The following is a 14882-nucleotide window of genomic DNA, read 5'->3' as shown; positions in this document are numbered from 1 at the left end:
ACATTCGCATCTTCGAGGGTGTGCTGGACGACCGCTGGCGCGAATCCTCGGCGAATATTCTCTGGCACTATGGCGTTTTGTGATGCTCTGGGAACACGACCCGCGACGAGCTCAAGATAGATGTCGTTCGGGGTCGGTGGCGATCAAGCTCTTCCTTTTCTCCGTCGTTTGAGGTCGCGAACGACTGCCAGGAGGTTCCAAGTGGTTCAAGGCCTGCTAATTCCTCATCAGCGCGAACGGGGGGCGAATTCAATGTCAGGTGTATCGAAGTCAGCTCTTGACCGAGCCCGCCGTCATGCCCGCCAAGAAGTAGCGCTGGGCGACCAAGTAAAGGACCAACAACGGCAGCGACCCCAGCACGCTCATCGCCATCATCTCGTTCCACTCGAAGGCATGCTGCCCCATGAGAAGCTGGATGCCGATCGGCACCGTGCGCAGGTCCATCGACTTGGTCAGAGTCAGCGCGAAGAGAAACTCGTTCCAGGCCAGAAGGAACGTGTAAACGGCGGTCGCGACAATACCGGGTATCGAGACGGGAACGATTACCCGCCACAGCGCCGTCCAGCTCGAGCCGCCATCGACCAGAACCGCTTCGTCCAGTTCCTTCGGCAACGTGTTCAGGTAGCCGGTCATCAGCAGGACGGCATAGGGCAGGGTGAAGACTAGGTAGGTCAGGATCAGCGCCAGGTAGGTGTCGAAAATCCGGAACGCTACCACCATGCCGAAATAGGGGATGAGAAGCGTGATCGGCGGCACCGTCTGCGTGCTGATGATGAAGATGTTCAACGTGTTCTTGAAGCGGAAGGAGTAGCGGCTGAAGGCATAGGCGGTAAGGATTGCGATGAACAGCGTCAGCGCCGTCACCACACCGGCGACGAAATAGCTGTTGATGAAGAAGCGGACCTTCGTCGGGTCGTTGAAGATCGTCAGATAGGCGGAAATCGTGAAATCGTCCGGCAGCAGCTTTGGCGGAAGGGCGAAGATCTCGGTGTTGGACTTCAGGGAGCTGAAGAACATCCAGACGATCGGGAAGGCTGCGAAGACCAGGCCAATCGCCAGGCCAAGATACGTCAGAACGGTCGGCAGGACCGAGTTTTTGAGAGAACGCTTTGCCATGGTCGTCTACCTGCGCTGCTGATGCTTGATGTAGAAGTACGTCACGCTCATCGAGATGAGGAGGATGACGATGGCGCTCGCCGAAGCCAGCGAAAACTCGTACTGGGCGAAAGCCAGCTTGTAGGTGAAGGTGGACAGCATTTCCGTCGCATAGATCGGGCCGCCGCCGGTCGTCATCCAGACGAGGGGGAAGACCTGCATGGTCCAGATGAAGTCGAGCAGCGCGATGCTGATGATGATCGGCATGAGCTGTGGAATGGTGATGTGCCAGAACTTCTGAAACTCGTTGGCGCCGTCGATGCCGGCCGCCTCGTAGAGTTCCTTGGAGATGCCCTGAAGTCCCGCAAGCAGGCTGACCATGAAGAGCGGATAGCCCGCCCAGATATTGGCGAAGGTCAGCGCATGGATCGCCGTGTTGGTCGAGGAGAACCACTCGACCTTGAAGTCGATGATGTGCAGCGCCATCAGCACGCTGTTGACCACGCCGTTCGGATCGAGCAGCAGACGCCAGATGATGGCGATGATGACGGCGGTGAACAGCCAGGGCAGAATGAAGAGCACGCGCAGGATGCTACGGATCGTCGGGTCGACGCGATTGGTGTTGAGCAGCATCGCGAAGGCAAGGCCGAGCACGAAATGGAACACCACGCTCATCACTGTGAAGTAGAGCGTCTGGTACAGCGACTGCCAGAAAACCGGATTCTGGAAGATGGTGATGTAGTTCTGCAGCCCGACGAAGGCGGCGTCCCGCTTCATGATGGCGCCGTCCATCAGCGAATAGCGCAGCACCATCGCCATCGGAAAAAGCATCAGCAGAACGAGGAGAAGCGTGGCCGGTGTCACATAGAGGTAGGGCACCAGCTTGCGCAGCGTCTTGTAGCTGAATTTGACCTTCCTGCCTGCCTTCGACAGTGCGGGGGCCGGAGCGGTAATGGAGCGGTTCATGGCGTGACTGTCCGATCTGCCGGGAATTGACGACGGACACCGGCAGCCGCGTCGGCGCTGCCGGTGTCGTTGAGCATGCGCCGGCTTAGAACTTGGCGAGCCAGGCTTTCTGCGTGTTGGCGGCGGCATCCTTGGCGCTCTGACCGCCGTCGAACATCTTCTGCACTTCGACGTTCATGTTGCGCATCAGCTCTTCGGCGACCGGCAGGCCAACGAATTCGTTCGCCGGATAGCCGCTCTGATAGATCTTGAAGGCTTCGGCGAAGATCGGGTCGGAGGCCACGAAGTCGGGCTTGGCGTGAACGTTGCCCGGGAAGGCGTTGGCAATGGAGACGAGCTTGCCGTTGACCTCGGGGCTCATCAGGAATTCGACCAGCTTCCAGGCCTCCTCTTTGTGCTCGCTGCCTTCGCTGATGCCGATGCCCCAGGAAGCGTAGGGCATGCCGCGCTTGCCGGTATAACCGTCGGCGGCGGGCAGGGCGGAAATGCCGAAGTTGAGCTTCGGATTGCGCTCGCGGATCAGGTTCACGTGGGCGAGCGTATCGACCATCATGCCGACGCGACCGTTGACGAATTCCTCGACCTTGTCCTGCTCCTTCTTGGCGAAGATACCGGGCGAGATCACGCCGTCCTTGTTCAGTTTCTCGATATATTCCAGCGTGCCGACCACAGCCTCGTTTTCGAGGTCGGGCTTGCCGTCCTTCATCATCGAGGCGCCGGAGGCCCACACCCAGGACATCACGTCGTTCTGAATGCCGCTTGGCGACTGCAGCGACAGCGGCAGGACCCAGCCATACTGGTTCTTCGAGGCGTCCGTCATTTTCTTGGCGGCTTCGGCGAATTCGCTGCGGGTCGAGGGCATCGTCTCGACGCCGGCCGCCTTGGCGATGTCCAGGTTGACGAAGACCGGATAGACGAAGGAGGCCAGCGGGAACATGACGCTCTTGCCGTCGACCTTGACGATGTCGGCGATCTGGCTCTTGTCGTAGTTGGCCTTCTCCATCAGCTCGTCCATCGAGGCAATGGCGCCCTGCTTCGACAGGCCGTTGACCCAGGCGCCGTCGAGGCCGACCACGTCGCTGAGCGTGCCCGAGGCCGCGCCGACGACGATCTGGTCGCGGGTCGTGGCATAGGGGCCGCTGACGAGTGTCACCTTGATGCCGGGGTTCTTGGCTTCGAAGTCGTCCATGATGCCGCGCAATGCGCCGGCGGGCATTTCGGGTTCCCACCACTGGATGAACTCGATGGTGGTGTCGGCAAGGGCCGAGGTGGCGCAGAGCGCCCAGACCGCTGCGGCGGTCTTCAGAGTCTTGCTGAGTTTGCTGAAATTCATGTCTGCCTCCCATTAGACTTTCAGGTGATCGATCCTCTCCCAAGATCGTGCGATGAGTAGGCTTCTGGAACCATCCGACTGTCAACGGGGTGGCTCCAGGATTACGCATCGCATTGATTGAAAAACAGGATAGCAATATGATTTTAAACATAAAATAAATTTTGCGCGCGCGAAATTTTCGTGAACGTTTCTGTTGCTTGTGCTGTGTTTTTTCTTTACTTTCGTAAACAAACGAAAGTTTGCCGCCGCATCCGCAATCCGTGCGCTTGCGGCGCTTCGAGCCATGACGCGAGACCCGTAGAGTGCCGCCCCGGCGATGAGGATTGGAATGGCCAAAAAGACTTACAGATCGATGGACGACTTTGCCGCCGTCTGCGGCGTTTCTCGACCGACATTGTCGAAATATTTCGACGACCCGACGCAGATCAAGGAGGTGACGCGCAAGCGCATCGAGGCTGCGCTGAAAAAATCGAACTTCGAGCCCAACCTTTTTGCCAGGCACCTGAATCGCAAGCGCACGAAAAATATCGGTATTCTCGTCCCGACCATGTCCGACCCTTTCTATGTGCAGGTGGTTTCGCTCATCGAGCTGGAGTTGCGTGCCAAGGGGTTCTGGCCCGTGCAGATTTCTTCGCACACAAGACCTGAGCTTGAGGAGGAGGCGGTGCGGACGCTTCTCTCGCTGAAGGTGGCGGGTGCGATCGTCGCGCCGCTCGGCACAGGCTCCCGTCGATCGGCCCTGGCTCGCCTGACGGACGCAATCCCGGTCGTGTGCTTCGATAGCCCTTCGGCTTTCGATCTGCCTTTCGTGGGCAACGACAACGCGCAGAGCGTGGCGGCGATCGTGCAGTACCTGTGTCGCTCCGGTGAGCCACCGGTGTTCTTGGACGTGCCGCACATGATGGCCAATACCAACGAGCGGACGGAGAGTTACCGCGCCACGATGCGGCGCGAGGGGCACGAGCCGCTGGTGATCGAATGCGAGTCGTCGCCATCATGGGAGTTCGAGCGGCTCGGCTACGAGCAGATGCAGCGCATGCTTGCCCGGGGCAGCCTGCCCGGAAAGACGCTGCTGTGCGCCAACGACCGCTTCGCCTTCGGCGCGATGGCCGCAGCCTTCGCCTCGGGTCTCAAGATCGGGCGCGCGGAAGGATGCGATATCCGCATTGCCGGCCATGACGATCATCCGCTCAGCCGTTATACGTGTCCGTCGCTGACCACTATGGCCCAGAACGCGCCCGAAATCGCGGCCAAGTCCGTCGAACTCCTGCTGAAAAGCATAGAGGATGAAGAGGCCGACCGTAAGGTGGCGCCGTCGCGGGTGATCCTCGAGGCGACCCTCGTCATGCGCGAATCCGCCTGAGTTTACGTCCCAAGCCGAGGATCCATTTCCCGCCAGGCATCGAGGACGGCGTCCAGAGCTTCCCGGGCTTCCGGTATGGCGCGGCTCATGGAGACGAAGCCATGGATCTGGCCCGGCCAGATGCGGCAACGCGCGCTCGCTTCGGCCTCCAGGCGCTTCGCATAGGCCAGCCCTTCGTCGAACAGCACGTCATGGCCGGCCAGGACGACGAAAGCGGGTGCGACGTCTTGTAGCGAGGGTACTAGGAGCGGCGAGGCTCGCCAATCCATTCGTCTGTCTTCGTCCGGTACGTAGTGATCGCGGAACCAGCGCATCGCCTCTGCGGTCAAGCCGAAATCGGTTGCAAAGCGGCGGTAGCCGTCGGAGGTCTGCCTCTGGTCCGTCACGGGATAGATCAGCATCTGGCCGAGGACGTTCGGAACCTGGCGATCCCGCGCCAGAAGGGCGATGATCGCGGCGAGATTGCCGCCTGCACTGTCACCGGCGACGGCAATACGGGTCGCGTCGATGCCGAGGGATGCCGCCTGCTCTTTCATCCAGTGGAGGGTGGCTGCGCAATCCTCGATGGCCGCCGGGAAGGGATGCTCAGGAGCCAGCCGATAGTCCGGCGAAACGACGACCGCGCCTGCGGCATTGGCGAGGATGCGGCAAATATCCTCATGGGTCTCCGGCGCGCCGATCACGAAGCCGCCGCCATGCAGATAGAGCAGGGCGGGCGCGGCGTCGCGCGGGGCACTGCGGCCGCGCCAGACCTTCACGCGGATGCCGCATGCATCCCGCTCCGCGGTTTGTTCGACCGATTCCGGAGGGCATTGTATGGCAGCGAAGCCGTCGAGATACTGCTTGCGTGCTTCTGCGGGCGTGCAGTCCTCGACGGGTTTTTGCGGTTCGCCAGGCCAGGCGAGGGCGCGTGTGGCGGACGGGTCGAGCCCCGTCACGCCAGCAGGCTCCGCGCTTCGTCCTCACGAAGCTCCTTCGGCTGCTCCGTCCTGCCGGCGATGTCCTGCCCGACGCCGGTCTCACCGGCTCGCAGGATTGCTTCCATGACTTCGAGGACGTGGAGCGCCAGGTTTCCGGAAGCGCGGGGCGCGCGGCCCTCGACGATCGAACGGGCGAGATCCGCAAGGCCCAGCATGCGATAATTGGCGCGGTCCGGTGCCGCGACCGGCCAGTTGACGGCGCCGAACAGGGCGCTGGCCATGTCCGTCTCCTCCCATGGCGCGCCCTGGCGCGACAGGGCGATGACGCCGCCGAAATTGTCGGGATCGGGCAGGCGCAGCGAGCCTTCCGTGCCATGCAGTTCAATCGGGTGGTTGGAATGGCGAAACACGTCCCAGGACGCGCCGAAGGTGATGGTCGCGCCGCACGCGAATTCCAGCAGCGAGAGCACACTGGTTGGCGTGCCGACCTTGAAGGCAGTGCCTTTCTTGGGGCCGTCGGCGGTGATCACGCGCTCCTGCTGACCACTGGTCGCGACCGCCTGAACCCGGCGCACCGGCCCCAGCAGATTGACCATCATGGTCAGGTAGTAGGGGCCCATGTCCATCACCGGGCCGGCGCCCGGCTGGTAATAGAAGCTCGGATCGGGGTGCCAGTGCTCCATGCCGCGCCCCATCATGAAAGCGGTGCCGGTAACGGGTTTGCCGATGACGCCCGATTCCATCAACCGACGTGCGTGCCGGCCGGCAGCGCCAAGGAAGGTGTCCGGGGCCGAGCCGATGGCAAGTCCTCGGGTGGCGGCGGCCTCGACCAGCTTGCGGCCTTCCTCGGCGTTCACGCCGAGCGGCTTTTCCGTGAAGACGTGCTTGCCGGCCGAAAGCGCACGCATCGAAATGTCGAAATGCGCTGCCGGAATCGTCAGGTTGAGAACCAGATCCACTTCCTTGTCTTCCAGCAGGGAATCAACATCCGTAGCGCGTAGCCCGAACTCCCCGGCTCGGCGCGTCGCAGCCTCCCCGTTGAGGTCTGCGCAAGCCGTAATCTCGACGTTACGGAAAAGCGGGGCATTGCGCATGTAGGCAAGCGATATGTTGCCGCAACCAACCACGCCGATCCTGAGCTTCGGTTCGCTCGTCTGTGTCATCTGATGAATCTATCCTGCTGTTCTGGTTGACGAAAATAAAGGAAGCCGGTGCAATTTCATGTACGCATAGTACAAATTAAGTTGACGCACGGTAACATTTTATCTTACGTAATGACAAGACGTTTGGGAGGCGTCGCCATCCTCTTGTGTTAGCATTTTCGGAAGGTTCCCTGCGCGGACTCCGGTGATACGGGCCGGGCGGACCTGCGGCCAAGTGGGAGCTCTTCCATGTCGACGCGATGATCAACTGACAGGTCAGGACCACCTAATGAAAACTGCGGAACTGCAAATCGGCTGCCAGACATTCACCTGGGAAATGCTGGGCACGAAGTGGACAGGCGGTCCGGACGATCTGGTGCGCGCCATAGCGGCCGGCGGTTATTCGGGTATCGAAATCACCGATACGATGATCGGCGACTATGCCGGCAGGCCCGATGCCTTTGCCCGCACACTCTCGGATGCAGGCCTCAGCCTCGTTTCCTTCGCCTTCGGCTCGTCCAGCGGCTTCACGCTGCCGGAACAGCTGACGGCCGATCTGGAGGCGGCGCGACGCTGGGTGGATTTTGCGGCGCATTTCCCGGGTGCGCTCGTCTCGATGGGTTCGGCGACAGTGGTTTCGCCGGGCGCGCGGGCGGATAAATTTTCGGCTGCCGCCGATTGCTACAACCGTGCGAGCGAGATCGGTCGCGCGGCCAGCGTCACGGTTGCCGTGCATCCGTCTTCGCACCACAACACCTTGCTCTTTACTCGCGAGGATTACGACGCGCTCTTTGCTCTTCTCGACCCGCAGGTCGGCTGGGTGCCGGATACGGGCCACATCCTGCGCGGCGGCCAGGTCATGGGCGATACGCTCGCGGCCTTCCGGGATCGCATCCGTTACGTGCACCTGAAGGATGTCGATGCCAGGGGCGACTGGGCCATGCTGGGCGCGGGCGTCTGCGATGTGCGGGCGGTGATCGACGTCGTGCGGTCCGCCCCGCTCTTCAACGGCTGGATCGTCGTGGAGGAGGAATCCGACAAGGCCGGCGAAGATCCCGCCGCTGCCGTCCGCGTCAACCGTGAGACGCTGCGCGCGCTCGGGCATTAAGCGACCTCGCGTCAGGCGTAGCGAACTTCGACGCCGAGTTTCTCCAGGCGGTGCCGGATGCCGTGCGGCATGTTGCTGTCGGTAATGATGAGATCGACGCGAGACAGGGAAAACGCCTTTGAGGAGGCGCCAATGTCCCATTTGCTCGAATCGGCGACCAGAACGACGCGGCGTGCCATACGCACCAGGTTGCGCTTGGTGCGCGCGATATCCTCCGACACATCCACCACGTCGAAGGATGAATCGATTGCATGCGCGCTGACGAAAGCCTGATGTGCGACGAGGCCGCCGAGTGCCTTGTCGGAGTCCGAAACGATCGTGCTGACCGTGCTTGGAAACACGCGACCGCCGATCATATGCACGTCAAGGCCGGGACGATACATGAGGTGCTGTGCGATGTTCATGGCGGTCGTGGCCACCACGACATTCTTCACCGGCGGCATCTGCATGGCGACCTGAAGCAGGGTTGAGCCGCTGTCGAAGACGATCGACTGGTTGTCGATGATCTGGCGGGCGGCCATCTGGGCGATGCGCCGCTTGGCATCGAAGTTGCGCTGCATGCGTTCCTCGAAGGCGGCGGCGGGCGAATCTGCGGGCAGGGCGATGGCGCCGCCATGGGTTTTGATCAGCAGCTTCTTGCCATCCATGATGTCGAGATCGGAGCGGATCGTGACTTCCGATACCTCGAACAGGTCCGCAAGCTGGCGCGTGCGGGCCTGCCCGATGCGCTGGAGTTCGATCAGGATCTGCTGGCGTCGTTGTTCTGCAAGCATGGCTCGGCTCCGTCTGTCATTGACGCTTTAGGGTGCTATTTCGATTTTCGAAAGACATTTTTCTCTGGCGATCGCCTTCTATGTCTGATCGCACCATTTAATGCAGCGTAACACAGGAAGAAATCGCATGCGAAGGGTTAAATGAAAGAAATCGAAAGATTGAATGTTGTTTTACTTTCGAGTTAGGGTCCGTTCAGCAAAAAACGGAGGAGCTTTTCCATGGGTCTCGGAACCAAAATTCGTCTTTCCCGCCTGTTTTCGAATGCCTCGGGCAATCTGTTCGGTGGCGCCGTCGATCACTTTGTCGGCTATGGCAACGTGCGCGAGGGCGGCCTTGCGGACCTGCCGGGCGCGCTGAGCCGGGTCATGGCCGGCGGGCCTGACTATGTCAGCATCCAGCCGGGCGCCGCGCGGCACCTGTGGTCCGATTACGCCGGCAAGGCCGCGCTGGTGATCCAGGCCGGCTGCTTCACGGCCGACGACCGGATCCGCCAGCTCATCGCCACCCCGGAGGATGCCGTGCGGTACGGCGCGGATGCGCTGGCCGTCGCCATTCCGGTCCGGGGCAACACGGAAGGCGAGTATATCCGCTGGCTGACCGACACGGTGAACGCCGCCGCGCGGTTCGAAATGCCGGTCATCGCCCATGTCTATCCGCGTGACTTCGCCAATGGCGGCAAGATCGTCTTTACGCCGGACGAGATCGCTTACGCGGTCCGCATCGGCTACGAGACGGGCGTCGACGTGGTCAAGGTCGGTTACACCGGCGACTTCGCCTCCTTCCGCGACACGGTCGCCACATGCCCCATTCCGGTCGTCATTGCCGGCGGGCCGAAGACCGATACGCTGCTCGGCGCACTGCAACAGACCGCAGACGCACTGCGTGCCGGCGCACGGGGCGCCGTCGTGGGACGTAACCTCTGGGGCCATGGCGATACGACGAAGGCCGCACGCGCCTTCAAGCTCGTCATTCATGATGGCCTTGCGCCGGAGGAGGCGCTGGCCGCCGCCGGCGCGTGACCCGTGCCACGCGTCTTTGACGTTCTGGGTTTCGGCGCCTTGGCGGTCGACGACATCGTCTATGTCGACCGCCCCCTATCCGCCGGCAAGGGAAAGGTGACGAAGCGTGTCTCCGATCACGGAGGCAACGTCGCCACCGCGCTGGTTGCTGTCGCCCGTCTTGGCGGCCGCGCGGCCTTCATCGGCTGGCTCGGCGATCCGCCGGACGCCGATATCGGCGGGCGTGAACTGGAGCGTGAGGGTGTCAGCACCGTGTTTGCGCCCCGCCACGCCGACGCCGTACCCATCCGATCCGTCATCACCGTCGGGTCGGACGGCGAGCGCTTTATCGCCTATGACGACGACGTGCTCCATGGCACGTCATCCGATCTGCCGGATGATGTGTTTGCAAAGGCGCCTGTTCTGCTCATTGATGGTTATGCCGTCCATTCGGAAGCCGCGGTCCAGCGAGCCCGCGATCTCGGTCTTTCCATCGTGGCTGATATCGAATGGGCCATCGGCCCCGCGAGCGACCGGATCCTGTCGCTCGCCGATCACCTCGTGCTGCCGATCGCATTCGCCAGATCCTACCTGAAGCAGGATGATCCTGCGGCTCTCCTCAAGGGGCTCTGGACGCCAAACCGTTCGGCGGTGGTGCTCACCGACGGCGACCGCGGCAGCTATGTGCGGCAGAAAGGCGATCCAGTTCTCTGGCATGTGCCGGCCTATGTGGTCCAGGCGGTGGATACGACCGGTGCCGGAGACTGCTTCCATGGCGCCTATGCGCTGGCGCTGGCAGAGGGCGCGCGCCCGCTCGATTGCGTTCGGTTCGCCGCGGCAGCAGCGGCTATCTCGGTGACGGCGCATGGCGGTCGCAGGGGGCTGCCGGATCGGACCGCATGCCTCTCCTGGATGAAGGACGGGGCCGCGCCTGTGCCCGTGCCACCTCGCGCTTAACAGTTTTGTCCTCATCGCGATACTTTGCTTCTCTATCGACATGCCGATACGGCCGGCGCTGGCGTAAAGTCGACGCCGGCCATACTGGTATGTGCTGGGTGACAAAAGTTTCGCGCGTAAAGAAATAAAATATCATGCTGACGATTTTTTTATCTTGGAATAATGATTATATACCAATGGCTTGGCGATGAAATTAGCTTCTCCAGTTGTCTATGGCCTCGCTTACTATCTTGACTTTCCCGGCTAGCCCGAGCCTTCTGTCGAAAACCGGACGGTGGCAGTGGAGGCCGCCGGCCGGGTTTGGGACAGTGGAGGATACGCAGTGGCTGTGGTTGTGCTGGACAAGATCTGCAAGACCTACGGGAACAATTTTCATGCGATCAAGGATTTGAGCCTGACGATCCATGACGGCGAGTTCCTGATCTTGGTGGGGCCGTCCGGCTGCGGAAAATCGACGGCGCTGCGCATGATCGCCGGCCTGGAGGATGTAACCAGCGGCACGCTGAGCATCGGGGATCAGGACGTCGTGGATCTGCCGCCGAAGGATCGCGACATCGCCATGGTGTTTCAGAGTTACGCCCTCTATCCGCACATGACCGTCTTTGAAAACATCGCCTTCTCGATGAAGCTGGCGGGAAAGAACAAGGCCGAACGCACCAAGCGGGTGAACGAGATCGCCAAGATCCTGCAGCTCGAAACGCTCCTGCAGAACAAGCCGGCGCAGCTTTCCGGCGGCCAGCGCCAGCGCGTTGCGATGGGCCGTGCCATGGTACGCGAGCCGGCCGCGTTCCTGATGGACGAGCCGCTGTCCAACCTCGATGCAAAGTTGCGCGTCCAGATGCGCGCCGAGATCGCCAGCCTGCAGCGCCAGCTGGGCGTGACGACCATCTACGTCACCCACGACCAGACCGAGGCGATGACCATGGGGGACCGCGTGGCAGTGCTCAAGGGGGGTGTGCTGCAGCAGGTCGATACGCCGAAGGCGCTGTATCACAAGCCGGTCAACGCCTTCGTCGCAGGCTTTATCGGCTCTCCCTCGATGAACCTTTTCGAAGGGCGTCTGGAAGGCGGCTCGATCCGGCTTCCGGACTTTTCCATTCCATTGCCGGCGAGTGTCCTGGAGCGTGTTCCGGGCCTTTCGGGCTTCGACGGCAAGCCTGTCGTTTTCGGCATTCGCCCCGAAGACCTTCATGATAGCCGACTGCCGTCGGGCGCGGCCTATCCTACCATCCCCGCACTGGTGAGAACGATCGAGGAACTCGGTTCGGAATTGATCGTGCACCTGAAGATCGACGCGCCCCGGGTCGATTCCGGCGACCCCGATGCGGTGGAGGATTTGAGCGGCGCGGCCAATGCGGTTGCCAGATTCGAGGCCACCAGCACCATCAAGGCCGGCGAGCGTATCGATCTCGCCATCGACCCGGCCAAGCTGCACTTCTTCAACCCGCAGACGCACGCGGCCCTGTGAGCGCCGATTGACGGCGTCGCCCGTAAACGACGAAAACAAAAGGGGCTGAAATGCCAGCAAAACAGGAACGCCGTCTTCGTGTGGGCGTGCTCGGTGCGGGCCAGATCGCGCAGGCCGCGCATTTCGAAAGCTGCACCAAGGCGGCCAACGCCGATCTCTACGCGATCTGCGATGTCGCCGACGACCTGCGCGAGCGCATGGTCATCACCCACGGGGCTGAAAAGTCCTACAACGACTATGACAGGATGCTTGCCGATCCTGACGTGGAAGCGGTGATCATCGCGACGGCCGATGCCTTCCATGTACCGGCATCGCTGCGCGCGCTTGAAGCCGGCAAGCATGTGCTGTGCGAGAAACCCGTCGGGGTTACGGTGGAGGAATGCGTCGCGCTGAAGGCCGCTGTCGAACGCTCCGGCAAGGTCTTCCAGGTCGGGCACATGAAGCGCTTCGATGCCGGCCTGCAGGCGGCAAAATCCTTCATTGCCGACGAGATGGGCGAGATGGTCGCGCTCAAGGCCTGGTATTGCGACAGCACGCATCGTTATCCGATGACCGACGCGGTGCAGCCGCTCGTGGTCACCAGCGCCAATGCGAAGAAGCCCACCACCAATCCGAAGGCCGATCTCAGGCGCTACTACATGCTGGCACATGGCTGCCATCTGATCGACACAGCCCGCTACTTTGCCGGCGATATCCTCTCGGTGCAGGCGCGGCTTTCCGAACGTGCGGGCATCTGGTGCTGGTTCATCGATGTGGAGTTCGCCTCCGGCACGCTCGGACACCTCGACCTCACGGTGCAGGTGCGCATGGACTGGCACGAGGGGTTCCAGATCTATGGCAGGAACGGCAGCGTCCTCGGCAAGACCTATAATCCCTGGTACTACAAGACGAGTGAGGTGGATATTTTCCGCGAGGCTGACGGTGCGACGCATCGGGTGCTCGGCGCGGACGGCCATTTCTATCGCCGTCAGGTCGAAGGGTTCGCCCGCACCATTCTGGATGGCACGCCGATGGAGGGCGCCAATATCGATGACGGCCTCGCGTCCGTGCGGGCCATGGTCGCCATCGCCCGCTCCGTCGAAATCGGCAAGTCCGTTGCGCTGGCCGACGTGACGGGCGGCGTGTGATGAAACTCGGCATCTTCGCCAAGACCTTCGAGGGGACGCAGCCCGGGCCGGTGCTTAAGGCTGTCGCCGGTGCCGGCTTCGTCTGCGCGCAATACAACATGGCCTGCTCCGGCCTTGCCTCCATGCCCGATGCGATCGACGAGGGGCAGGCGCGTGCCATCGCCGGTGCGGCACACAAGGCCGGTATCGAGATCGCCGCGGTCTCCGGCACCTACAACATGATCCATCCCGATCGGGCGGTGCGCGAGGCGGGACATCGCCGGCTTGCCGTACTGGCGGAGCGTAGCCACGCAATGTCCACCCGCCTGATCACGCTCTGCACCGGTACGCGCGATCCGTACGACCAGTGGAAGGAGCACCCGGACAACGGCACGCCGGAAGCCTGGCGCGATCTGCTGGAGGCCATGGAGACGGCGATCGGCATTGCCGAGCGGTACGATGTCGATCTGGGCATCGAGCCGGAGCTTGCCAATGTGATCAACTCCGCCCATAAGGCCCGACGCCTGATCGATGAGATGCAGAGCCGGCGCATCAGGATCGTGCTCGATCCCGCCAATCTGTTCGAGACCGCCACGCTCGACGAACAAAGGACGACTATCTCCGCGGCCATCGATCTTCTCGCCGACCGCATCGTGATGGCGCATGCGAAGGACCGGAACCCGGATGGCAGCTTCGCCACGGCCGGCAAGGGCGTGCTCGACTACAGTCACTATCTTGGCTGCCTGAAGGCGATCGGCTTTACCGGCAGCCTGATCACCCACGGGCTTGCGGCAAAGGAAGCCGAAGATGTTTCCCGCTTCCTGTCGGAAAAGCTTGAGGCGGGACGATGAACCGCGTCTTCCGAACCGGCGACGGCACATCTCTGAACGTCGACATGGCGGGTGAAGGCACGCCGGTCGTCTTCCTGCACGGGCTTTGCGGTGATGCCGGCCAGTCGGCCGAGGCGTTCCCGGACGACCCCGGCTTTCGCCGCATCACCATCGAGGCCCGCGGCCACGGCCGCTCGCAATCCGGCGCGCTGGACCGGTTCTCGATCGAAACCTTTGCAGGTGATGTCGCGGCCTATATCGAGACCCATCTGGAGGCGCCGGTCATCATCGGGGGTATATCCATGGGCGCGGCGATCTCGCTGCGCCTTGCCGTCACGCGGCCCGATCTCGTCCGTGCGCTTGTCCTTGCTCGTCCGGCCTGGTTCGTCGCCTCGGCGCCGGGCAACATGGCGCCGAATGCCGAGGTCGGTCGCCTCCTGGCAGAGCTTTCGCCTCACGAGGCGAAGGCGGCGTTTCTGGCGGGGCCGATTGGCCAGCGCCTTGCCGCCGACGCCCCGGACAATCTGGCCTCGCTCACCGGCTTTTTCGCCCGCGAACCCGTCGACGTCACCGCAACGCTTTTGACGGCCATATCGAAGGACGGTCCCGGCGTGGCGGAGGATGAGATTGCCCGCATAGCCGCGCCGGCGCTCGTCATCGGCCACGAGCGCGACGTCATCCATCCCATCGCCCATGCGCGCGCACTTGCGGCAGCAATCCCCGCCGCGCGCTTCGTCCAGATCACCCCCAAGGCGGAAGACAAGACGCGATACGTCGCCGATTTTCGCCGCGCCCTCCATGCTTTCCTGAAGGACCTCTAAG

At 62.3% G+C, this 14882-nt stretch carries 14 protein-coding genes; 8 read left to right on the top strand and 6 right to left on the bottom strand.

Annotation, left to right across the window (positions count from 1 at the left end):
* Window positions 1–270: 270 nt before the first annotated feature.
* The 3 genes from GR158_RS21500 to GR158_RS21490 form a co-directional block, all read right to left on the bottom strand.
* The gene (locus tag GR158_RS21500; protein ID WP_134650506.1) at window positions 271–1116 is read right to left on the bottom strand and encodes a carbohydrate ABC transporter permease; all 846 of its coding nucleotides are present in this window, start codon (window positions 1114–1116) and stop codon (window positions 271–273) included.
* Window positions 1117–1122: 6 nt separating this feature from the next.
* Window positions 1123–2061 (bottom strand): carbohydrate ABC transporter permease, encoded by a 939-nt coding sequence (locus tag GR158_RS21495; RefSeq protein WP_160872526.1) that lies wholly within the window; start codon window positions 2059–2061, stop codon window positions 1123–1125.
* An 85-nt stretch (window positions 2062–2146) separates the two neighbouring features.
* Window positions 2147–3394 (bottom strand): sugar ABC transporter substrate-binding protein, encoded by a 1248-nt coding sequence (locus GR158_RS21490; protein ID WP_160872525.1) that lies wholly within the window; start codon window positions 3392–3394, stop codon window positions 2147–2149.
* Between the two features lie 328 nt (window positions 3395–3722).
* Between GR158_RS21490 and GR158_RS21485 the strand changes: the two genes are divergently transcribed.
* The gene (locus GR158_RS21485) at window positions 3723–4757 is read left to right on the top strand and encodes a LacI family DNA-binding transcriptional regulator (protein ID WP_160872524.1); all 1035 of its coding nucleotides are present in this window, start codon (window positions 3723–3725) and stop codon (window positions 4755–4757) included.
* A gap of 2 nt (window positions 4758–4759) precedes the next feature.
* On the opposite strand, the gene GR158_RS21480 is transcribed toward GR158_RS21485, so the two are convergent.
* Complete coding sequence (locus GR158_RS21480) at window positions 4760–5695, bottom strand: alpha/beta hydrolase (RefSeq protein WP_160872523.1); 936 nt, start codon at window positions 5693–5695, stop codon at window positions 4760–4762.
* Window positions 5692–6840 (bottom strand): Gfo/Idh/MocA family protein, encoded by a 1149-nt coding sequence (locus GR158_RS21475; RefSeq protein WP_160872522.1) that lies wholly within the window; start codon window positions 6838–6840, stop codon window positions 5692–5694. The genes GR158_RS21480 and GR158_RS21475 overlap by 4 nt, the downstream gene beginning before the upstream one ends.
* 268 nt (window positions 6841–7108) lie before the next feature.
* Here GR158_RS21475 and GR158_RS21470 point away from each other — a divergent pair, with 268 nt between their 5' ends.
* Window positions 7109–7927 (top strand): sugar phosphate isomerase/epimerase, encoded by an 819-nt coding sequence (locus tag GR158_RS21470; protein ID WP_160872521.1) that lies wholly within the window; start codon window positions 7109–7111, stop codon window positions 7925–7927.
* An 11-nt stretch (window positions 7928–7938) separates the two neighbouring features.
* Here GR158_RS21470 and GR158_RS21465 read toward each other — a convergent pair whose 3' ends face one another.
* Complete coding sequence (locus GR158_RS21465) at window positions 7939–8700, bottom strand: DeoR/GlpR family DNA-binding transcription regulator (protein ID WP_134650513.1); 762 nt, start codon at window positions 8698–8700, stop codon at window positions 7939–7941.
* A 219-nt stretch (window positions 8701–8919) separates the two neighbouring features.
* On the opposite strand from GR158_RS21465, the gene GR158_RS21460 reads away from it, so the two are divergent.
* The 6 genes from GR158_RS21460 to GR158_RS21435 all read left to right on the top strand — a co-directional run bounded on the left by GR158_RS21460 (window position 8920) and on the right by GR158_RS21435 (window position 14881).
* Window positions 8920–9720: a class I fructose-bisphosphate aldolase gene (locus tag GR158_RS21460; RefSeq protein ID WP_160872520.1), complete on the top strand. Its 801-nt coding sequence runs from the start codon at window positions 8920–8922 to the stop codon at window positions 9718–9720.
* Between the two features lie 3 nt (window positions 9721–9723).
* Window positions 9724–10656, top strand: a complete 933-nt coding sequence (locus GR158_RS21455; protein WP_160872519.1) for a PfkB family carbohydrate kinase — start codon at window positions 9724–9726, stop codon at window positions 10654–10656.
* A gap of 322 nt (window positions 10657–10978) precedes the next feature.
* Window positions 10979–12124, top strand: a complete 1146-nt coding sequence (locus GR158_RS21450) for a sn-glycerol-3-phosphate ABC transporter ATP-binding protein UgpC (RefSeq protein WP_160872518.1) — start codon at window positions 10979–10981, stop codon at window positions 12122–12124.
* A 50-nt stretch (window positions 12125–12174) separates the two neighbouring features.
* Window positions 12175–13251: a Gfo/Idh/MocA family protein gene (locus GR158_RS21445; RefSeq protein ID WP_160872517.1), complete on the top strand. Its 1077-nt coding sequence runs from the start codon at window positions 12175–12177 to the stop codon at window positions 13249–13251.
* Window positions 13251–14081, top strand: coding sequence for a sugar phosphate isomerase/epimerase (locus tag GR158_RS21440; protein WP_160872516.1), 831 nt, complete (start codon window positions 13251–13253; stop codon window positions 14079–14081). The genes GR158_RS21445 and GR158_RS21440 overlap by 1 nt, the downstream gene beginning before the upstream one ends.
* Complete coding sequence (locus tag GR158_RS21435) at window positions 14078–14881, top strand: alpha/beta fold hydrolase (RefSeq protein WP_160872515.1); 804 nt, start codon at window positions 14078–14080, stop codon at window positions 14879–14881. The genes GR158_RS21440 and GR158_RS21435 overlap by 4 nt, the downstream gene beginning before the upstream one ends.
* Window position 14882: the final 1 nt, after the last annotated feature.

It is taken from the genome of Shinella sp. AETb1-6, assembly GCF_009826875.1.
Lineage (GTDB): Bacteria > Pseudomonadota > Alphaproteobacteria > Rhizobiales > Rhizobiaceae > Shinella > Shinella sumterensis.
The sequence above is the reverse complement of the archived record's forward strand: the minus strand, read 5'-3'. Positions and strand labels throughout refer to the sequence as shown.